This is a genomic window from Lysinibacillus parviboronicapiens, assembly GCF_003049605.2.
GTDB lineage: Bacteria > Bacillota > Bacilli > Bacillales_A > Planococcaceae > Lysinibacillus > Lysinibacillus parviboronicapiens.
On the sequence record NZ_CP073713.1, the window covers coordinates 2,009,087 to 2,030,656 of the forward strand.

Annotated in this window: 19 protein-coding genes and 1 pseudogene; 19 read left to right on the plus strand and 1 reads right to left on the minus strand. The window is 37.1% G+C overall.

Going from position 1 to position 21,570, the window contains the following annotated elements; genetic code table 11:
* Positions 1 to 23: 23 nt before the first annotated feature.
* Positions 24 to 226, minus strand: a pseudogene (locus C9J31_RS24255) (hypothetical protein); the annotation flags it as partial.
* Between the two features lie 347 nt (positions 227 to 573).
* On the opposite strand from C9J31_RS24255, the gene C9J31_RS09470 reads away from it, so the two are divergent.
* The 19 genes from C9J31_RS09470 (at position 574) to C9J31_RS09560 (ending at position 21,568) form a co-directional block, all read left to right on the plus strand.
* On the plus strand, positions 574 to 1,188 hold the full coding sequence (locus C9J31_RS09470; RefSeq protein ID WP_107925745.1) for an HD domain-containing protein: 615 nt from the start codon (positions 574 to 576) through the stop codon (positions 1,186 to 1,188).
* Between the two features lie 598 nt (positions 1,189 to 1,786).
* The gene (locus tag C9J31_RS09475; protein WP_107948257.1) at positions 1,787 to 2,548 is read left to right on the plus strand and encodes a DUF817 domain-containing protein; all 762 of its coding nucleotides are present in this window, start codon (positions 1,787 to 1,789) and stop codon (positions 2,546 to 2,548) included.
* A gap of 469 nt (positions 2,549 to 3,017) precedes the next feature.
* Positions 3,018 to 3,644 (plus strand): DUF3885 domain-containing protein, encoded by a 627-nt coding sequence (locus C9J31_RS09480; protein WP_107947932.1) that lies wholly within the window; start codon positions 3,018 to 3,020, stop codon positions 3,642 to 3,644.
* Positions 3,645 to 4,177: 533 nt separating this feature from the next.
* The gene (locus tag C9J31_RS09485) at positions 4,178 to 5,203 is read left to right on the plus strand and encodes a trypsin-like serine peptidase (RefSeq protein ID WP_107947930.1); all 1,026 of its coding nucleotides are present in this window, start codon (positions 4,178 to 4,180) and stop codon (positions 5,201 to 5,203) included.
* Positions 5,204 to 5,348: 145 nt separating this feature from the next.
* The gene (locus tag C9J31_RS23965) at positions 5,349 to 6,209 is read left to right on the plus strand and encodes an excalibur calcium-binding domain-containing protein (RefSeq protein ID WP_193767004.1); all 861 of its coding nucleotides are present in this window, start codon (positions 5,349 to 5,351) and stop codon (positions 6,207 to 6,209) included.
* Between the two features lie 451 nt (positions 6,210 to 6,660).
* A protein-coding gene (locus C9J31_RS09495) for an IS3 family transposase (RefSeq protein WP_211634924.1) occupies positions 6,661 to 7,811 on the plus strand; the annotation gives its coding sequence in 2 pieces (ribosomal slippage) (positions 6,661 to 6,934 and positions 6,934 to 7,811; 1,152 coding nt in all).
* A gap of 700 nt (positions 7,812 to 8,511) precedes the next feature.
* Positions 8,512 to 10,398 (plus strand): ABC-F family ATP-binding cassette domain-containing protein, encoded by a 1,887-nt coding sequence (locus C9J31_RS09500; RefSeq protein ID WP_107948876.1) that lies wholly within the window; start codon positions 8,512 to 8,514, stop codon positions 10,396 to 10,398.
* A 12-nt stretch (positions 10,399 to 10,410) separates the two neighbouring features.
* A complete protein-coding gene (locus C9J31_RS09505) occupies positions 10,411 to 11,535 on the plus strand; it encodes a conserved virulence factor C family protein (protein ID WP_107948878.1) in 1,125 nt (374 codons plus the stop codon).
* An 800-nt stretch (positions 11,536 to 12,335) separates the two neighbouring features.
* Positions 12,336 to 12,617, plus strand: a complete 282-nt coding sequence (locus tag C9J31_RS09510) for a hypothetical protein (protein ID WP_107948880.1) — start codon at positions 12,336 to 12,338, stop codon at positions 12,615 to 12,617.
* Between the two features lie 211 nt (positions 12,618 to 12,828).
* Positions 12,829 to 13,101 carry a hypothetical protein gene (locus C9J31_RS09515; RefSeq protein WP_107948882.1) on the plus strand — a complete coding sequence of 91 codons (273 nt, stop codon included), beginning with the start codon at positions 12,829 to 12,831 and terminating at the stop codon, positions 13,099 to 13,101.
* Positions 13,102 to 13,297: 196 nt separating this feature from the next.
* Positions 13,298 to 13,465, plus strand: coding sequence for a hypothetical protein (locus tag C9J31_RS09520; RefSeq protein WP_193767041.1), 168 nt, complete (start codon positions 13,298 to 13,300; stop codon positions 13,463 to 13,465).
* A 533-nt stretch (positions 13,466 to 13,998) separates the two neighbouring features.
* Entirely contained in the window at positions 13,999 to 15,123 is a 1,125-nt protein-coding gene (locus tag C9J31_RS09525; RefSeq protein WP_193767043.1) for an ABC transporter, read from the plus strand.
* Between the two features lie 16 nt (positions 15,124 to 15,139).
* Entirely contained in the window at positions 15,140 to 16,351 is a 1,212-nt protein-coding gene (locus C9J31_RS09530; protein ID WP_107948886.1) for an ABC transporter permease, read from the plus strand.
* 11 nt (positions 16,352 to 16,362) lie between these two features.
* Positions 16,363 to 17,289 carry an ABC transporter ATP-binding protein gene (locus tag C9J31_RS09535; protein WP_107948888.1) on the plus strand — a complete coding sequence of 309 codons (927 nt, stop codon included), beginning with the start codon at positions 16,363 to 16,365 and terminating at the stop codon, positions 17,287 to 17,289.
* Positions 17,290 to 17,339: 50 nt separating this feature from the next.
* Entirely contained in the window at positions 17,340 to 17,507 is a 168-nt protein-coding gene (locus C9J31_RS23590; protein ID WP_238602071.1) for a hypothetical protein, read from the plus strand.
* 79 nt (positions 17,508 to 17,586) lie between these two features.
* Positions 17,587 to 18,048 (plus strand): tRNA (N6-threonylcarbamoyladenosine(37)-N6)-methyltransferase TrmO, encoded by a 462-nt coding sequence (tsaA, locus tag C9J31_RS09545; RefSeq protein WP_107948891.1) that lies wholly within the window; start codon positions 17,587 to 17,589, stop codon positions 18,046 to 18,048.
* 451 nt (positions 18,049 to 18,499) lie between these two features.
* Entirely contained in the window at positions 18,500 to 19,729 is a 1,230-nt protein-coding gene (locus C9J31_RS09550; RefSeq protein WP_107948893.1) for a M20 family metallopeptidase, read from the plus strand.
* Positions 19,726 to 20,820, plus strand: a complete 1,095-nt coding sequence (locus tag C9J31_RS09555) for a tartrate dehydrogenase (RefSeq protein WP_425312814.1) — start codon at positions 19,726 to 19,728, stop codon at positions 20,818 to 20,820. The genes C9J31_RS09550 and C9J31_RS09555 overlap by 4 nt, the downstream gene beginning before the upstream one ends.
* A gap of 1 nt (position 20,821) precedes the next feature.
* Positions 20,822 to 21,568: an SDR family NAD(P)-dependent oxidoreductase gene (locus tag C9J31_RS09560; protein WP_107948900.1), complete on the plus strand. Its 747-nt coding sequence runs from the start codon at positions 20,822 to 20,824 to the stop codon at positions 21,566 to 21,568.
* Positions 21,569 to 21,570 lie beyond the last annotated feature (2 nt).

The following is a 21,570-nucleotide window of genomic DNA, read 5'->3' on the forward strand; positions in this document are numbered from 1 at the left end:
GTTTTTGTCAAATTTTAATTTATGTCAGTACCTGTGAAACTTTTCGCACGATTAATAATGGATTCAGGTAGACCAAGTCTGCTTGAAATTTCGAAGGCATTCGAGCGACCCGGGCCCCTATAAGCAAGCGATAAGTCGGGCTCAGTGTTTCAATATCGAACTCTACACTTGCATTGGCAGCCCCAGGGCGATTTTAGCCGTACGCTTTTAATTCAGGATAATGCGACTTTACTCGAGCGGTTTTGTTGAATCAATGCTCGCGTCAACTCTCGCTCATAAACATCAAATCATCACTCAGGTTTCTAGGATGTCAGAGGGTAAGCTTTTGTCATGACCTACAGTGAAATAGTTAGCATGTAATATCTATCTATCATCACTCGGTATAATAAAGTATAAATAAGTAAGACAAAAATTGGAAGGACAAAGCAAAGTAAAGGATTCGTTGAATCTTTATTTAAGTGTGATAAATGAATAAAAATCTTGTATTATTGAGTAAGTCACATAGCGGCTGTGGAGATAGTTTTGGTATCCATTTATGTGGGATTTGCAAAGAGAAAGGATTGAGTAGACTTGATGAATAATTTAATGGACAAGGTGCGTAGCATTTATGAGCAATTTGATGCGAGCCACGATTTTCAACATATTGAGCGCGTTTATCACAATGCGTTAGCGATATTACATACAGAACCTGAGGCAGATGCAGAGGTTGTAAAAATTGCAGTGCTTTTGCATGATGTTAGCGATAAAAAGTATACCGATAGTAAAGAACAGGAAGAACAACTCATTACCGAACTGCCAATGAGTGAGGAAAAAAAGCAACATATTCGTGATTGCATTGCACAAGTATCGTTTAATGGTGGCAATGAATTGGAGGCCACTTCGATTGAAGCGAAAATTGTGCGTGATGCGGATCGACTAGATGCAATTGGTGCAATAGGGATTGCCCGTACATTTGCCTACGGTGGCGCGAAGGGGCGGAAGCTGTACGATAAGGCAGAAGAAGCGCGCACAGCAATGTCTGAGGAAGAATATCGCAGTAAAAATACCTCATCCGTGACACATTTCTACGAGAAGCTTTTATCGTTAAAGGATTTAATGACAACGGATAAAGGTAAGCAAATGGCTAAAGAACGCCATCAATTTATGGAAAGCTTTTTACAGCAATTACAAAATGAAATAGGGAAATAAAAACAAACATTCCTAAAAAGATGCTGTGAGTAGCAGGGGGGAGGTACTCCTACAGTCTAATCGCAGTAAGCAGAGAGGTGGTCTTTTTGAAGACTACCTCTCTTTTTAATACCCGCACCGTTGACGTAAATTCATAATCGTCCTTTCGAGTAATGCGGTTTTGCAAGAGCTTGTCGTATTGGCTGTCAGAAGTCTAGGCAATGATGATGTATTTGTCGATGAAACCAAGCTTAACAACAACAGATAACCAGGACTTATAAGTAATGAGCACCTGGCTTTTTTTTGTGAAAAACCAAGGGGTTAATGTATCTAAAACAATACTTTTTTATTGTTTTGCGATAAAAAAGTATTGACTTGTAGTTATTATCTATATTATAAAAATAGTACATGCTAAAAAGAAATAGGATTTGCACAAGGAAGGAGTAGCTGTCCGATGGTGACCCGCTCATACGCAGATACCAATTTTCTTCAAGCGTGCATTAGCTAGCATACAATTTTTAGTAGACACATTGTCATTTCGGAGGAAGTTTACATGGTTACAAAACGAAGCAGGGGTTTGTCGAGGGACAAAATTAAGCATGCTGAGGCAGATATGAAAATGAAAAAAATCAAAGATTTATTTTATTTTGCTTACCATCAATCTCTATCGTGCATTTTTCCAGTGGTGATTTTTATAACACTGGCGCTGTCAAAAACTATTAATATACCTGGATTAGCACGTTACGACTTTATTCTAGTTATTTGTCTAATCGCTCAATTTTTAATGTATAAATTCAAATTTGAAACAAAAGATGAGATGAAGGTTATATTATTATTTCATATTATTGGACTTGTGTTAGAAATATATAAAGTTAATTTTAATTCATGGTCCTATCCAGAAGAAGCCATGACTAAAGTTTTTGGCGTGCCATTATATAGCGGTTTTATGTATGCCAGTGTTGCTAGTTATATATGTCAAGCATGGCGACGTTTTAACTTAAAGATGTATTGTTGGCCAACAAGTTATTTTACCATCCCACTAGGGTTAATGATTTATGGCAATTTTTTCACCCATCATTTTATTTATGACTTTCGCTGGGTGTTAACGATATTACTTTTCATTGTATTTGCTCGCACATATGTAAAATTTACAGTGCGCAAAACGACATATAAGATGCCAATTATTTTCTCATTTTTCTTGATTGGCTTTTTTATATGGATTGCCGAAAATATTGCGACATTCTTTGGCGCATGGCAGTATCCAAATCAAGCTGTGACTTGGCAACTTGTGCATGTTAGTAAAATCAGTTCTTGGTTTTTACTTGTCGTCATCAGCATCATGATTGTTGCACAACTCAAACAAATATATCGCAACACGTAAGGTTTTTTAGAACTATTACAATGGCTACCAATCTTCTATTTTTTTCATTTTGAGCGATGTAGAAAATGTCAGGAACAGGGATTTAACATGATAAAACAACATGGGAGTAAAACATAAAGGAAGGATATAGGATGAATAAACGTCAAACAAAGAAACAAATAAAAAAGCGCAGACTGAATTGGCTGAACATGTTCAAACTACAGGGCAGAAGGCACATGGACAGCAAAGGGGAAAGGGGATTAATGGCAGTGAATAAGGGGTAATCAGCCGATAAGGGGAAGTTCGGTATTCTACCGGACTTTTTTTATTTTGCCTTAATTCGTTTGGCTAGTCTTCTTGAGAGATAACCGACTTTTCTCTATCTTAGAATACTGCCATTCTTGGGTTACAATAGAAAAGGTCTGATAACTTAAATAAGATAGGCTTAATGATGGGGATTTTACAGAATTTATATAAGGGAGTAAATCCAATGAAGGAAAAAATATTGAAATATATAGATAGCAATTTCCCGAACCTAACTAGTGAATTGCATCTAAGGTTTGAACTAGGTGAGCCATATGAAAATGGAACTGAAGATAGAATAAATCAAGTTGTTACAAGAGTTACTGCATTGTTTGAAGAAGTATTCAAACCCGATGATTCTATTTATATTTATCTAAAAGATTGGGAAGTTACAGAAGATATTATGTTTGGCAATACTACTCCACAATATCTGTATGATTTATTAAGTGATCAAAATATAGAAGAGGAAACTTTATTCGATATACATGAAGATGATGATAAGATAACGGGTCAAACAATAGAAGTTAAGAATGAATACAAAGTGAAATTAGTATACTCACAATTAATGTCTGTTCCCTACCAGAAAATACTTGAAGGTATAGGGAATTATGAACAAGGAAGAGAACCTGCCATTGGACAATCTGTGTACTTTATTAGTACGGATAAGGACATAATATTTCAAATGTATGATGATAGAGGTTGTTTAATACATGCTAAGGATGTTGAGAAATTGCTGCCTTTGTATCATAGCTACAATAATTGGCTAGTTGATTATTGGCGTGATTACTTTGATGGCATTTTCAAAAAGGTATAATCTTATTTATTCAACAAACGAAGTGCGATTGTTCAATTAGAGCAATTGCTTCTTCAAGTATTACATTCTCACAGGGGAAAGGATCCCAAACAATATAGTTAGTTTAATAGCAAGAAAGACATATCCATTTCATAAGAGGTGGTCTTTTTTTATTACTTAGGTAATTCTTTGTTGAGTACATTCACCACCAGTGGGTTGTGCCGGTGGATATAGTGGATGGTAACGAAAGATAGTAATACATTCCTATTAGTAATGATTTTAATCGGTACAATTCAGTTAGTCGGTCTGGTGAAGATTGGCGACAACAAAATCCTACTAAAAATCAATTCCTCTCATTTTTACACTAATTTCACTTTTACTCAGCTTTTTTCATAAGAGATATGCTCATATTATTCATCATCAAAAAATCAAAAAAATATAAAATGTATTTCGAATAATTGAAATAGATATTAAATTACAAATTTTCAAAATTATCTTTATTTTCCCTTGTGTTTCCAGTAAACTGTAAGAAGTAAACCAAAAGGAGGAATAGAATGAAAAAAAATACTTTTAAGTTTTTCTTTATGCTTATCTTTTTATTAGTTCCAATGCATGTTTTTGCGGAAGGGTCTTTAGGGAATTTTTCTTTTGATGCTAGTCAAGTGTCCCATCCGTATGACATGATAAACTCAAAAGGTGAGGTAATTAAGTACGAAGAATACAGTAACGATAATGCACAATTTAACAATGAAATACCAAGTGTTGAAGGTACAGGAGAAATTTCACCCGTTCAGATTGATTCCCTCATAGAAAATCATTCCTATATCGATATTACACCGCCACCAGTTATTATTAATGACGACTCTATTGCGAGTGCCCCAATATTAATCACACCGCGTATTGTCATTGGTGACGATAGTAGAGAAAAAGTAGAGAATACGAAAGAATTTCCGTATAGTGCAATTACGTATATTGAATTAGAGTGGCCTGATGGGACAAGTGGTTCTTGTACGGGTACTTTAATTGGCAAAAATAAGGTTCTAACAAATGGACATTGTGTAATAGATCCAAAAACAAAAGACAGTATAACTAGTGCAAAGGTTTACCCTGGCGTAAATAATAGTGTTGGATTGTTTGGTTCTTATAATGTCAATGATTATGCTGTAGCTGCGAATTGGGCTACTACTGGTTCGAGTTCCGAAGACTTCGCTGTTCTTGTTTTAGACGTCTCAAAAGACAATAAACAGGCGGGAGATGTTGCAGGTACTCTTGGCATCAGACAAGTAAATACTCTTCTTAATCAAAATATCGATATTTTTGGTTATCCGGGAGATTTAATGCAGGCGGGTGGTGAAATTTCCCAATTCGGTATGGGGGGTTATATTACGCGAGAGGATGCATCTGTAGCCTTTTATACAATTGATACTGCACCAGGACAATCTGGTTCAGCATTGATAAACAGGGACAATCAAATTGTAGGTGTTCATAGAGGTTCATTCGTTATTAATGGTAACCCTATGAATGGTGGTCCTAAGATGAACACTTATATGTTTAATTTTGTTTCCAAAGCTTTGGAGTAAAAGGTAGCATTAATTTTATCTAAACTTATCTTATAGACAAACTGAAACTTTCGGTTTGTCTATAAAGTTTTGTTGAAAATACCTACTATAATTATTGCAACAAATGGACTTGTTGTTAGCACATTTTTTTAAGGGAGACTTACACATGAAAATTAAAACACTAGTAATATTCATGACATTATTGTTAGCATTTACATTCAAATTTGATGTAGCTGACGCAAATACTTTTAAAGAAGTAAAAATTATAAATTCTTCAACTAAGGTATATGAAAAACCAGATTCTAATTCCAAAGTGCTAGGTAATGTAGAGAAAGGCACTTTTGTTACTTTAATTAGCGAGAATCATAACGTTTCATTTTCTCGTATAACATATCTAACTAGCGACGATAAAATCATAGATGGTTATATTAATGGTTCTGCACTTGAAGATGCTCAATATACTATTAAAATAGCTAGCTCTAAAAGTGGTTTAGTTGTAAAAGAAACTCCTTCATTAAAAGGGAAGACGGTTGCCACATTGCAACATAAGATGGTCGTAAAAGACTTTGGATCAGTAAGAGACGGATTGTCATTAGTACAGTATGGAAATGTGATTGGGTATGCAGCTACTAACTTTATGAGTAATACGAAACCAACAACTAAATACGTTGTATCGAGTAACCTTGTTGTGAGGAATATTGCTAGTCCTTCGGGAATGAATGTTGGAGAACTTTATAAAAATGAAGAAGTATCAGTTCATTCTACAATCGCTGGGTGGTCATACGTTACAACTTCTTCTTCTGAGGGCTATGTCGTAGATTCTAATTTAAGTTCAAAAAATCCGAATGCGACAACAAGTAGTAAACCAAGCAGCTCGTCAAATACTAATACTTCAAATGGAAGTAAATCAACATATAAAAATTGCACAGAACTTCGTAAGGATTATCCAAATGGAGTAGATTCTTCTCACCCAGCTTATGCTAAAAAACATGACCGTGATGGTGATGGTTGGGCATGTGAAAGATAAATGTGTCTGCTTATTGTGAAAAATTTTTTTATAGGATTGCTATTTAAAATGGATTTGAAGTAAATCAGCATATAAAAATTGTACAGAAAGAGGCTGGGACAAAACTTTAAATTTTAAGAAAGAGGAGCAAAGGTATTATTAAATTGTTGCTATCTAAAATGAAGAAAAATTTAGACGTTCTTCCTTTTGGCATCAATAAAATTTAGAAGAGAGCACTAGTTGATGGTAGCGAAGGCGGCGACTCCTGGGGGATTAGCGTGACGCCTGAGACTAACAGGCTCAGGCCACGCCCCCCGGAAAGCGTCCGCCGTAGCGGACATCAACGTTCACAGCAAAAAAAGTGTTAGATTGACTGATGGAACTGACCCCAAAAGTATAGACAAATAAAAAAAGCATCTTCGATTGAATTCGGGTTTAGATACCTAAACTTCAATTAGGAGGTGTTTTTTCTATGGGAACAAGAGTGAGTTATCCATACGAAGTAAAAATGAAGGCTATTGAGATGCGATTGGCTGGTATACCAACGAAGCAGGTTTTAATTGAATTAAATATAAGGCATAAAACACAAGTGGAAACATGGATGCGTTGGTATAGAAACGGAGAAATACACCGATTTGAACAACCTGTAGGTAAACAATATACCTTTGGTAAAGGTCCTGAATATGAGAATGAACAAACAAAATTAGTAATGGAGAACCGTTATTTAAAGCAACAAATTGAGGTTTTAAAAAAGTACGCAGAGTTGGAGAGGAAGTGGTTGGAGAAGTAGCTGTACAGTTAGTAGAGACGCTAAAAGAAACGTTGTGCGTGAAGGATATATGTGCACATTTAGGAATTGCACGATCTACCTACTATCGTTGGAAACAGGCATCTGCGGATGCAAGGTCTCGTCAGGCGATTGAACGACATATTGGAGAACTCTGTCGTGCGCATAAATTCCGATATGGTTATCGGAAAATTACTGCACTCTTACGCCAAGAAATACGCGTGAATCATAAAGTCGTGCAACGTATCATGCAAAAATATGGTTGGCAGTGTCGAGTAAAAGTAAAAAAACGGAAACAAACTGGACAACCCTACTATATCGCAGATAATTTATTGAACCGTAATTTTGAGGCAACTGCACCTTTACAAAAGCTCGTTACCGATATTACTTACTTGCCATTTGGTCAGAAACAATTGTATCTTTCAAGTATTCAAGATTTATATAATGGCGAGATTATCGCCTACTCGATTGGTGATTGCCAAGATACTGATTTTGTGTTGAATACCTTATCCCAACTAGGTACTTTACCCGATGGGTGTACACTACACAGTGACCAAGGTTCGGTGTACACGTCTTATCGATATCAACAGGCCGTAAAAGGGAAAGGCATTATCATGAGCATGTCCCGTAAAGGTACGCCCGCTGACAATGCCCCAATTGAATCATTTCATTCTGCATTAAAGTCTGAAACATTTTACTTAGACAATTTAAGGCGTACTACGACGGCAATCGTAGAACAAACTGTCAAAGACTATGTAAAGTATTATAACTATATCCGAATACAAGCGAAACTAAACAACCAGTCGCCGGTACAATATCGACAACTGGTTGGGTAAATGCTTTTTTGATCTCTGTCTTATATACAGGGGTCAGTCCCGATGTCGATCTAACACTTTTTCTCTTTTGTTCAAAGCCTCTTTGAATTGAAATATTTCATTGAGAAGTTGCAAGATTCCTTCTGGCTGTTTTAGCTTGAGCAAGCATTGATTGAGTAGTTTGTAATAGAATATTATTTTTAGTGTCATCGTTGAGGTTACTATAGCAAGAAGATTTCTAGTAGAGCAATGAATTTATTACGATCATAGATGATTTCCTCAAAATCATGAGTCATCGTATTCATTCCACTATTTTCTAATTTACACCATCGTGAGAAGTCAAAATTGTTGCCCTGTTTCCAACGGCGGTGACTGAAGTCATCCCCGTGAATAGGGATAATCAAAAATTAGTGCTTTAAAGTGACAAAGTATGTCAACGTAGGAACGAGGCGAAACAGGGATTGTGGCTTTCTATGAATCCTCAACCTTTGAGGTCAAAGGGTTCTCTATTTAATAAAAATAGCGTAACGAAGAGCGTATATGCGTATATGCCTGAAGTCCATCTACTTTACACATGAGGAAAAGTTTGTTGTCCTTTGTTTACCTTTTGTTTGATGTTATGATAAACAAGGATATCAATAAAAAGTATAGATAGAGATGTTTACATGTAAAAATAGTGTGGGCACTAACAACACCTAAAACGAAAGAGATGGAAAACGTAATGAGTCATTTAATCGTACAAAATTTAACGAAAACGGTGGGCGATAAAACGCTCTTTCAAAATATCGAATTTACCCTTTATGAAGGAGAGCGTGCAGGTTTAATCGGCATTAATGGTACTGGTAAATCAACATTGCTTTCTATTCTAGCTGGTCAAATCGAAGCGGATGCGATGGACATTGACCGACCAAATAAATACCGCGTAGCCTATTTACCACAGGAGCCGACTTTTAATGGCGGCGAAACTGTATTACAGGCCGTGTTTTCAGGTGATTCACCGATTTTAAAACTTAATCGTGAATATGAAGAGACCGTTGCAGCACTCGCTTTAAATCCAACATCTGAAAGTCTACAAAAAACGTTATTTAGCTTACAGCATCGTATGGATGAGGAGCAGGCGTGGGATGTCAATGCGCTTGCCAAAACAGCACTAACAAAGCTTGGCATTGAAATGTTTGATAAAGATGTATTGACACTATCAGGGGGTCAACAAAAACGTGTCGCGTTAGCGAAAGTATTAATAGAACCGGCTGACCTTTATTTACTGGACGAGCCGACCAACCATTTAGATGTACAGTCTACGGAATGGCTACAGGAAATGGTTTTACGTTTAAAGGGTGCTGTCATTTTCATTACCCATGATCGTTATTTCTTAGATGAACTGTCGACACATATTTATGAGTTAGCCAATCAGACCTTGTATCGTCATACGGGGAATTACGGTGACTTTTTAGAGGCCCGTGCTATTCGTGAAGAAATGGCTGCGGCATCTGCTCAAAAGGATCGCAACCGCTACCGTTCGGAATTAAAATGGATTCGTCGTGGGGCTAAGGCGCGCTCAACAAAGCAAAAGGCCCGTATTCAACGATTCGAACAGTTAGAGGATAATCTAGAACGTAAGACAGATGACGTGTCCCTTGAAATGGGCTTAGCAACGACTCGTCTTGGCCGTAAAGTATTAGAGGCTGAAAACATTTCAAAAGCGTATGGCGCACAAAAAATTCTAGAGAACTTCGCCTTTTTACTGCAACAGGGTGATCGTATCGGTTTTATTGGGGCCAACGGTGTTGGTAAATCAACATTACTAAATATGCTGGCGGGTGAGATTACACCAGATGCTGGCGAGATTCACGTCGGCTCAACAGTGAAACTAGCACATTTCAAGCAAACTTTACCGAAAATGAATGAAAACGAGCGCATGATTGAATATATTCGTGAAGCTTCCAATGATATAACAGATGCAGAGGGGGTACGCTATTCGGCTGCCCAAATGCTTGAGCGCTTCTTATTCCCACTGCATGCGCATGGTACGCCAATCGGCAAGCTATCTGGTGGGGAACGTAAACGCCTGCATTTATTAAAGTTACTAATGGAACAACCTAACGTGTTGTTACTGGATGAACCTACAAATGATTTAGATATTGAAACACTAGGGGTATTAGAGGATTTCATTGAGCATTTCCCAGGCGTGGTTATCACCATTTCCCATGATCGCTTCTTCCTCGATCGGATTGCCAAGAAGTTATGGATTTTGGATGGTCAAGGTCATGTAGAAGAGTCACTCGATATTTATAGTGAATACTTACAGAAGCGTGAGCAGCAGGCAGCTGTCAAGGTGGATGCACCAAAAATAGAGAAACCGAAGGCGGATAAGCCAAAGGCAGAGAAGAAAAAATTATCATTTAAAGAGCAAAAAGAATGGGAAACCATTGCCGTGGATATTGAAAAAACAGAGACAGCAATTATGGAAGCAGAGGAAGGCATCGCAAACGCGGGTGCTGATTTTACGAAGCTGCAGGACTTAACGGCTAAACTAGAGGAGCTAAATGCACACTATGAGCATCTCATTGAAAGATGGTCGTACTTAGATGAAATCGTAAACGGATAAGGAGCGTACTACATGAAGATTATAACAATTGAACCGACACCAAGTCCTAACTCTATGAAAATTATCGTGGATACGGAGTTACCGTTTGGTAAAAGCTATAACTTTACAAAGGACAATAAAGACCAAGCTACTGGCGAGGCGGCAGCTATTTTAGCAATTGAAGGCGTTAAAGGTGTTTATCATGTAGCTGATTTCTTTGCGGTCGAACGTAATGCGAAGTACGCCTGGGAAGGTATTTTATCGAGTATTCGACAAGTGTTGGGTGAAGATGTACAGGAAGCTAATGACATACAGATGGCGAATGAATTTTATGGTGAAGTGTACGTCCATGTACAGTTTTACAAACAAGTGCCTCTACAAGTAAAGGTGTTTGATAATCAGCGAGAACACCGTGTGAGCTGTGGAGAGCGTTTTGTCGAAACCTTTAACAAAATTATCGAAACGGATGTAGATGAAAATTATATTTTCCAGCGTAAGTGGATTGACTATGGCGTACGTTATGGGGAGCTTGAGGAAATTGCCGAAGCGGTGAAGCAGGAAATCGATGTGACCTATTCAGCGGAGCGCTTAGCTGAAATTGTGGCAACGATAAATGATTCTGAGAAAATTAATCAAAAGCCTGCTAAGTTAAAAATTTCTGTGGAGCAGTTCCAACAACCTGAGTGGGAAAAACGATTCCAATTACTCGACCAAATGGCTGATCCTGAACTAGACGATTTACCACTTTTAGATTTAGCGTTGCAAGATGAACAAATGTCCATTCGACGCCTAGCTACGGTCTATTTAGGCATGATTGAAGATGTTTCGGTTGTACCGTATTTGGAAAAAGCTTTGCAGGATAAAAGTGCCGCGGTGCGTCGTACTGCAGGGGATTGTATGAGTGACCTAGGTTTAGTCGAATTTGAAGAGGCCATGCAACAAGCGTTACAGGACAAAAATAAGCTTGTTCGTTGGCGCGCAGCGATGTACTTATATGAAGTGGGCACAGAGAAATCGTTACAAGCATTAAAGGCAGCACAAGACGATAAAGAGTTTGAAGTAAAACTCCAAGTGAAGATGGCAATTGCTCGTATTGAACAGGGTGAAGAAGCAAAAGGCTCTGTGTGGAAGCAAATGACAGAATCGCGTCAACAATAATTTTATTAAGCATCGAACGAAAGCATTGATGCTCCAAGTTTCGATAATACTGTGAAGTATTTTAAAAGGTATTCGGAGTGACCACGTTCCGAATACCTTTTGTCGTTTTATCTAATATTGAAAATACCTTTAACCTTTATGGGATCACTAAAACAAATATTAATTACACTAGGCTAGAAATGACCCTAAACAAACAAATCGGGAGATGCCAAGCTAAGCAAAATTAGCTTAACACTACTATTTATAATTGCATTACTAGGTTTGTATAGTTCATTGCAAAATAAAATACCCTTAAGGAACTTTAAGAGGAAGTATCAGGTTCTCAAGGATTAATAGGTGTAACATCTAAAACATCTTGACAGAACACTTTCATTTTATGTATTAAAATAGAGAATTATGTTAGGCATTAAACCATTTTATTATTTAAAAAGCTACAGCGAGTGAAATCACTGCAGCCCCTAAATAGTGTAGGGACACTATAATCTTATTTTGTATGCTTTTTCTTTCTTTATACATCTAAAAGAGTCATAACCAAAAATGGACTATTTAATATTTATTGATGGTGAGTATTTTGACAAAAGAAAAGCAAAAGAATGAATTAGAACAAGAAGAAGTAGGCATGGAAATTAGCCCAGAAGAATTAATTTCCTTACAATAATAAGCTCGGGTCACTTGTATGTATATTCTGAAAAAAAGCATTGGAGACTACTAAATTGGTGGCCTCTTTTATGTTTTATTTTTATATTTATAACCATATAATACCATAAACACTTTGATTAGTGTAAGCGGAGGTGAGGTAGATGAAAATAAAAGCACAAATTAATTTTATTGATTTAGTAAAGAACACAATCAGTAATAACGGTCAATCTATCGAAACACGTCTTGAAGAAAAGCACAAAGGCTTTGAGAACGGTTGGAAGATGGAAGGAAATGAAGTCGTGTTTTGGGTTAGTCCGACGCTGAGACTTAGTGATTACACAGGAAGCTTAATGAATGAATTTAGGTTCACTTTAAGCTTTGACGAAGAAAACCACAAGTTTGCTGTATCTGGTAAAAATGTTAAGTCTCAAAATTTATTATAAATAATCAAGTCACATCCAAATAGGGTGTGGCTCTTTTATTTCGTAGAAAGAAAAAAATATTGTTAAATAAGTTTAACAACTTTATAATAGTGCTAATTAAATAAGGTTTATGAGATGGTTTCATGCCATATCCTAAGATGTTTATTAATATCTCGTGTCAAAGACCACAGCGTAATGATGACTTTATAGAGAGAAAGGGAGAGTCGATCAAATGATTAACAACACAAAAAATCAAGGTGAGATATTGGATACTGAAAATGTTTTAGGAAAATATAAGGAGAATATAGAATTAATTCAACAGTCATTAAAACAACTTGAGCTGGTCACTACTAAATTACAAAGTGAGGGATTGGTTGAAATAGAAAAGTTGGCTAATGAATTAAGTATGTTGCAGAAACTCTCAACAAGTATAGAGTTTAAAGCTAAACTTCTTATTTGTAACAACGGTGAAACCATCGAAACATCAACGCCTGATGCAATGTAGCGGTGTAGCTAATGGCTCTCGGTAAAAGGGTGCTGAAGCTTCAGCAATATTGGGCAGAAATGAGATACCACGAAATTTACCATACAAGGTACAAATCCTTGTATGTCTCACCTTACATCTTGCAATAAAAGTCTGCATTCATTTGAGTGTGGGCTTTTTATTATGCAATTAACTATGAATTGTGGAGGGATAAACAATGACAGAAGTAAAAGGCATTACCGTTGAAGTAGGGATGAACACAGATAAAGTTCAACAGAAGTTACGAGCAGTCTCAAAGCATGCAGGAGCATTGGCTGATGAACTGGATAGGATTGACTCAATGAATGATGAAGAAGTACCGACACGATTGGAAGGTAGTGAATAACATGGAACCAATCTATGCCAAGTGTAACAAGTCATGTGGGCAAATTTTCTATGTGAAACACCTAAAAAAAGACAAACTTCATAACACTATCGAGAAGACATACTTCAACTGACTGTGGACATGAGTATGTCAGTTTTTATACAGATGAAAAAGTTAGGAAACTACAGAAGAAACAACGTGAATTTCAACGCAAGCTAACTGAAAAGTGGGTGCACCTGAAGGTGATGTACTCCTTGAAGAATTAGTAATGCTATGCGCTGACACTAATTATGAGGATGCTGACAATGATTTAAAGACAACAGTTCTTATTGGGGAGCTGGTGAAGGTACAAATCGTAAGATGGCTACCATAGGCACATCATCGCCAGCGATTATTGCTTTCAAAAAGAAGTTAATTGAAACCCCTCCAAATGAATATCTTTTTCTTCGAAATATACAAACTTTATATTGAAATCTTTGAAATGTAAGAATTGTAAAAATATTCATAATATCTTATTATAGTACTGTAAATGCTTTGATTGAAAAGTGAGGAGGATGAAGGTGCTAAGAGCTTTAAAAGTGGGTCTAGTTATTGAGCGAGCCAATCGGAAAAACTTAGTCGTACTAGTCGCTGTTGTTATTATCGTTTTTGGCTTTATGTTTTATATAAATGCACAAGCCATTGGTAATCAAATTGTCGAGAAAAAGGGTGATTATTATTCAGCACAAGCTATACTTTCCAAGTTTCAAGTTAAAGATGCTTTAGAAACAGGAGACGGAAGCGACTTATATAAAAATTTAGTAAAACAAAAAAGCCATATTGCTTTACAAATAGCAGCATTAACGATGGACAAACAATCTATGTATTATGAGACTTCACTTCAACTCGCAGAACTAAGGCAAGAGGCATTCGAATTAGAAGGTTATGAAAATGTTGCAGAATTATTACCTTCTAAATTGCAAAATTCTATGGACTATCTGTATTTTAAGAGGATGATTGATGAGGGAAAGGATACAATTTCCGATTTATTTCAGTACATGCCGTTTTTATTATTTTTCTTTGTACACGTTGGAGCAGGCTGGTACATATTTATTAGCTTCCATACAAGTTCTATTTTACTTGATGACTTTGAGCATGCCAGTATAATTCAGGGCTTTCCTGTCCGATTTGATCACTATATTTTATCTAAATGCATTATTGCTTTTTTATCCATAGTTACAAGCATTTTGCTCATTTTTATTTGTGCAATTCCATTGTGGATTATAAATGGACTTGGAAACCCATTAGAGCCTGTAGGGATATATGTAGGAAAGGCCACATTAATATCTACGAGTCAATATATTGCTATGAGCGTTGGTTATATGATGGTAATTTCAATTTTTGTAATGCTGTTGTCGATTATTTTAAATGTGTTACTGAAAAATATGTATTTAACATTATTTGTACACTTTATTTTATTCTTTTTACCGATGATTTTTCCATCTCTTATTAGTTTAATCCCCTATAATCCTTTTAATTTCATGAACTTCAATGATATTTTACGAGGCTTCCCGTTAGATTTAGCGAAGCCTGTTGATATTACTATGAGTTTAGGCTTAATCATGATATGTATAAGTATTATTTTAATGTTATTCGTGATTAAAACATTTTTCACAACAGGAAAAATCAGTAGGGCATAGGGGAGGTATTATAAGCATGTGGAGTTATTTTAAATTTGAATTCAAGCAGTTTTTTACGAATAAAAAAAACTTAGCAATATATTTTTTGCTTGCTTTTGCAACCTTTTTTTATGTATTTAAAATAGCGCCAACTTACAATCCGATTGAAAGTGTTGAATATGAAGAAATTGAGGCGCGCTATTTAACACGTCAGGAATTTTTAGACCATATGGAGGGACAAGATTTAAATGATGTTCATCCTTCCGTTGTTTATGCTATTGAAATATTTAAGGAAGTTAACCCTATAGATAAAAAAAGATTAGATGCATTAGATGAGGGGGATTTAAAAAAATATGCAGATGTAACTCGCGATTGGTACTACTTTACGAATTCGATTACATATAGAAATGAAGCATTTTCATATAATTCAAAGTATTTTATAAAAAATAACAAGTATGCAGAAGATGATGCTTTCTACGCCTATTTAGAGCAGGTTGTCCGTTATGATACTTATTCGAAAGCAGATTATGAGTTATCATTGGAAATTTTTGAACAACGAACAGCTCTTCAAACGTTCGAACGCTTATTAAAGGGAGTACTTCCAATTATTTTAATTGTCTGTGTACTTCTTTTATCAATTGATATTGTTAAAAAAGATCAACGTCATCGATCTATTTTAAAGGGATTTCCAATTAGTGATTGGAAAAAGCTACTTGTGAAAATGTTAGTTGCACTACTAGGTAGCGTGGGATTATTTGTACCGCTTATAGTTGGCATCTTTATCATAGGCTTACAATCCGGTTTTGGGAATTTTAATTTACCATCTCCTGTGTATGCAGCTCATCTCGATTGGCGTGTGGAAGGTAAATTTGAAATGATGATATTAGGTACGTTTTTAGAACAATCCTTAATTTTGCTTTTCACCTGGTTTATCGTCATTATCAACGTTGTGCTGTTATGCAGTATTATATTCCGCAGTGAGATGGTAAATTTCGTTGTTGGCTTGCTCCTTATTTTTGGCGAGAATTTTTATTCCAGCCGTTACGTCGGCTATTTTTGGGACGTTCAATACTATCCGACATCTTACATTCAAGTAGGTCAAATTATTTCAAAAAGGCGAAATTTTTATTATATGAACGAACATTTAAATTTTACTTTAGGACTCCAGCTGTTACTTGGACTAGCAGGGGTTGTCATTTTATTAATGATACTTATTTCATTGAATAGGCGATATAAGCTAATTAAATAGGGGGGGTAACGGTGATTGAGCTGCAAAATATTACGGTGCAATTTGGGGGAAATAAAGTGTTAAATGATATTTCAATGACATTTGAGCAAGGTCAAATGATCGGGCTTGTTGCACCAAATGGAACGGGAAAATCAACATTTATGAATGTGTTAATGAATTATGTGAAACCTATGAAAGGAAAGGTAGTATTTAAGGATGGCCTATGTTACTCGAATAAATCAAATGAAGTAAAAATTCATAAAATCGTGTCGATGATGCCAGACCAAAGTGACTTGTATAATCACTTAAGTGGGCGAGAGCATTTAAAAATGTTTGCAACAATGTGGCAAACCGATTTAAAACTGATTGATGAAACAATCGAAGCATTAAATATGGGGCATTATGTGAATAAAAAAACCGGCACGTATTCACTTGGTATGCGCCAACGTCTATGCTTTGCAATGCAAATTGTCACAAATACGGAAATTATGATGATGGACGAAGTAATGAACGGACTTGATCCAAATAATGTAGAAATTATTTCGAAAATATTATTAAAGAAAAAGGCGGAAGGTAAGATTATTATTATTGCCTCCCATTTACTTGATAATTTTGAGAAATATGCAGACCGAATTTTCTTATTTAATAAAGGAAAGCTAGTTGATACCAATCAAGTAATCCAAGGTTTTAGTCAAGCGCATATTAAAACTATTCGAGTAAAAAACATGGAAGATAATACTCAAAAACAACTTTGCGAGCTATTTCCAAATATAAAACTTCAAACACTTACAAACGGAATGTCCCTAATACATTTACCAAGTTCTGAAGCAAGTTTATTAAGTACGCTTACATCTTTTTTAGTTGAGAGAAATGTGGTGGATTTTGCATTTGGTAAAGTTACATTAAATGATTTGTATTCCATATATTATCATGAAGATAGAAATGAGACAGTTAATTAAAAAGAACAACCACTCTTGCAAAGCCTTTAAATAGAGATAAAATATTACCTTTGCTGCCTAATCTCCTCGAATGGATTCAAGATATGAATTGGGGCTGTGGCACCAAGTGTATTAGGATTACTTTTAACTTTTCCGGAAGATTGTCCCACAGGTATAAGATGTTTTATCTTCAGATGATAATAGCTGGAAGTGGTTTGTTTTGCACCTTCTTAATATGAGTAGGTGAACAAATTCAAGGAGAATGACTTTTTTTGTGGGAATTTTAAAAATAAAGTCCTAATTTGAGGAGAGTTGATTATGCAGTATTCTATACAGCCAGTAGCGATTGTAAATAATAATAGAAAAGAAATCGAGGATGATAATTGGGGTACAATCATATCAACAATTGAACTTACGGAAAATATTAATGAATCATCTTTAAAGGGTATTGATGAATTTTCCCACTTGGAAATCATTTTTTATTTCGATAAGGTTGATGATGAAAAAATTCAGTACGAAGCAAGACATCCTAGAAACAATAAAAATTATCCCGAGGTTGGCATTTTTGCACAAAGAGGAAAAAATAGACCCAATAAATTGGGGGTAACTATTGTGGAACTAATAGATATAAAACAAAGATCATTAATTGTTAAAGGATTAGATGCGATAGACGGAACTCCTATTATTGATATAAAACCTGTAATGAAAGAGTTCTTACCAAAAGGAGATGTCAAACAGCCAAATTGGTCAATATCTTTAATGGATAAATATTGGGATTAAATTAATTACAATTACTTCTAACGTAATTTAACTAATGATTAGCATTGGAAAAAGACCACTACGTGTGATGAACTGCACCCAATTGTTAGATTGTGTCTAATAATTGGGGTGCAGTTCACGATGGGTGGTCTTCTTTATTTCCTTATTATATTTGTTTTTTATTTATGTGCCTATCATCATTACAGCTAAGGTCAGGAGCAGAACCGCTCAGGTAGTCCCGACGAACGCTCGGGTGGAGGGAAGAAACGCTCGGGTAGACCCGACAACTCCTTGGGGTCTAAAAGAAAATCTGTTATTTATAGAATATTTCGTCGTAAAGTAGCGATTTTTGATTAAACAAAAAGTTAATAGGATTCTATGATTTATTAACATATTGTCTAATATATTGGTAAATAGACAATGTTAAAATAAAATGAATTCTGAATATTCTTTAAAATAAGGGGGCTTATGAATGACAGTAACAAGCTTGAAGACAACGGAATCCTATGTACGTGATCGAGAAACGGTGATTGCGTTAACACAAAGACTCGTAAAAATTGATAGTGTATTTCGTGAAAATGATTCCACTGGCAATGAACAAGAAATGGCCAATACGGTAGCACAGTATTTACGAGATATTGGCATTGAAACCCATGTGGAGGAAGTTGTACCGGGAAGACCGAATGTGATTGGTATTATCGATTCGGGTAAGCCCGGTAAGACCTTATTGTTCGAAGGACATACAGATGTTGTAACAGAAGGGAATCGTGAAGCATGGACATATGATCCATTCGGTGCGGAAATGGTTGATGGTCGGATGTATGGGCGTGGCACGAATGATACAAAAGGAAATCTTGCATGTATGATTACAGCTTGTCAGTCATTGTTACTGGATCAGGAGGAATTTACAGGCAAGATTATTTTATGTATACCGTGTGATGAAGAAGGGCTTATGCTCGGGATTAAAGACTTTATTAAAAAGGGCTGGGCAGATGGGGTAGACGGAGCGATTATTTGTGAGCCGCAAGAAAACAATGTCTGTATCGCACAACGGGGAGCTATTCGCTTAAAGGTTGATATTTTTGGCAAAATGGCGCATGGAGCGATTTCTTGGAGTGGCATTAATCCTAACTGGCGAATGGCTCGCTTTATTGTTGAGCTTGAAAAATTAGAAAAAGAAGAACAGGCACGTCTAGGGCGTGATCCGATGTTAAACTGGCCGTCGATTACGCCGACAATTTTACGCGCACCCGTGAAAGGGGATGCGCAAATTAATGTCATTCCTGATCACTGTATGACAACGCTGGATATTCGGACCGTGCCAGCGCAGGATCATGATGAGTTGCTGGGGAAGATTGAGGCCATTATTAAACGATTGCAAGCAGATGATGCTGACTTTAAGGCGGAGCTTACAGTGCTAGATAATCGTCCAGCGACAGCAACCGCGAAAGAAGAGCCTGTTGTCCAGGCCATTTACGAGGCCGTTGCACAAGTGACGGAAAAAGAGCCGATTTACAACGGTGTGCCTGGAGCAACAGATGGTACATTTCTCCATGTGCATGGCGTACCAATCGTGACAATTGGGGCGGGTGATCGTGAAATCCCACACCAAATTGATGAGTATGTCGATATTGAAGAACTAGCCGAAACAACGGCGATTTATCGCTTAGCGGCATTAAAATTTTTAGCAGGTGATGCATGATGGGCAAACCAATAAAAATCGCGGTTATTCCAGGTGATGGCATTGGCAAGGAAGTGATGGCAGAAGCATTGAAAGTCCTTAGTCAACTTCAGCAGCGAGATTCATCGCTACAAATAGAAACAACGGTTTTCCCATGGAGCTCAGATTATTACATGCAGCATGGTTGCATGATGCCACAAGATGCCCTCGCTACATTAAAGGGCTATGATGCAATATTGTTTGGGGCCATTGGTGATGCGCGTGTACCTGATGATGTCACAGTATGGGAATTAATCATGCCGATTCGCAAACAATTCCAACAATACGTGAATTTTCGGCCGATTAAGGCGTTACCGGGTATTGCCTCACCTCTTGCGAACGGCAAGGATATAGATTTTGTTATTTTCCGAGAGAATGCGGAAGGTGAATATTCTAATAGTGGTGGTCGTATTTATCATAACCAACCACAGGAAATGACTATTCAGAATACAATTATGACCCGCATTGGCATTGAAAAAATTGTACAAGCAGCCTGCGATTATGCCCATAAATACGGCAAGTCAAAAATTACGAGTGCCACAAAATCAAATGCCATTATCCATTCGATGAAGTTTTGGGATGAGCATACGCAAAACATCCTTGCGCAAACTTCACCAGCATTAACTTTGGAGTCTATTTATATTGATGCGCTAGTGGCGTACTTCGTTGAACGGCCACAAGATTTTGAAGTGGTCGTTGCGTCGAATTTATTTGGCGATATTTTATCGGATTTAGGGTCTGCAATAGTCGGTGGACTTGGGCTGTCACCATCTGCCAACTTAAATCCAGAAAAAGAATTCCCATCAATGTTTGAGCCTGTACATGGCTCCGCACCTGATATTGCCGGAAAAGGAATCGCCAATCCAATTGCGCAAATTTGGTCTCTGGCTTTATTGCTAGGTCATATTGGTAGACCAGACGCGGAGGAGCTTATTGTGACGGCGATTGAAACGGTATTAACAGAAGGCATTGTGAAAACAGCGGATATAGGCGGACAGGCGTCAACCGTTCAAATGGGTGATGCGATTTGTCAGGAAATTGCCAACATGAAATTAGTAGCAAGGGGTGTGTAATATGGCAGTAGTGCAACAAATTATGATTGTGACAGGTGCTGGGGGTGGCATGGGGAAGGCTATTCTGCAACACCAACTCGCACAGGGCAATATTGTTGTGGGGCTAGATTTATCGGTGGCCTCACTTGCCGAGCTCGCGCATGAAAATTTGCAAACATATGAAGCAAACGTCTTGCAGGAGGACCGCATTCAGGCGGTTTTTAAGGAAGTGTATGACACCTATGGACGGATAGACGGACTCGTCAATGCGCTGGGCATTGCACAGGCCGCAACACCGATTGAGGAAGTTTCAATGGATGAGTGGAATCGTTTAATGGACGTCAATGTCAAAAGTTTATTTATTACGACGAAAGCGATTGTGCCCTATATGAAGGAGCGAAAAAAAGGCTCAATTGTAACGATTGCGTCGATTTCCGCGGTGCGCCCACGGCCAGGTTTACAAGCATATATTGCTTCGAAAGGAGCGGCTGAAAGCTTTACAAGAGGGATAGCTATCGAGCTTGCCGCCTACCAAATTCGTGTTAATACGATTCATCCAGGGCCAGCTGATACACAGATGCTATCACAGTTTACAGCACATGGCGCAGATGTGGAACAAACGAAGCAGGATGTCTTTGTCCAATCGGTACCTCTTGGGCGCTTAATCGATCCAAATGATATTGCCGGTGCAGTTAGTTACTTATTATCAGATGCGGCCAGCATGGTGACCGGGACGACTTTACATGTCGACGGAGGCCGAGGCTTATAGGA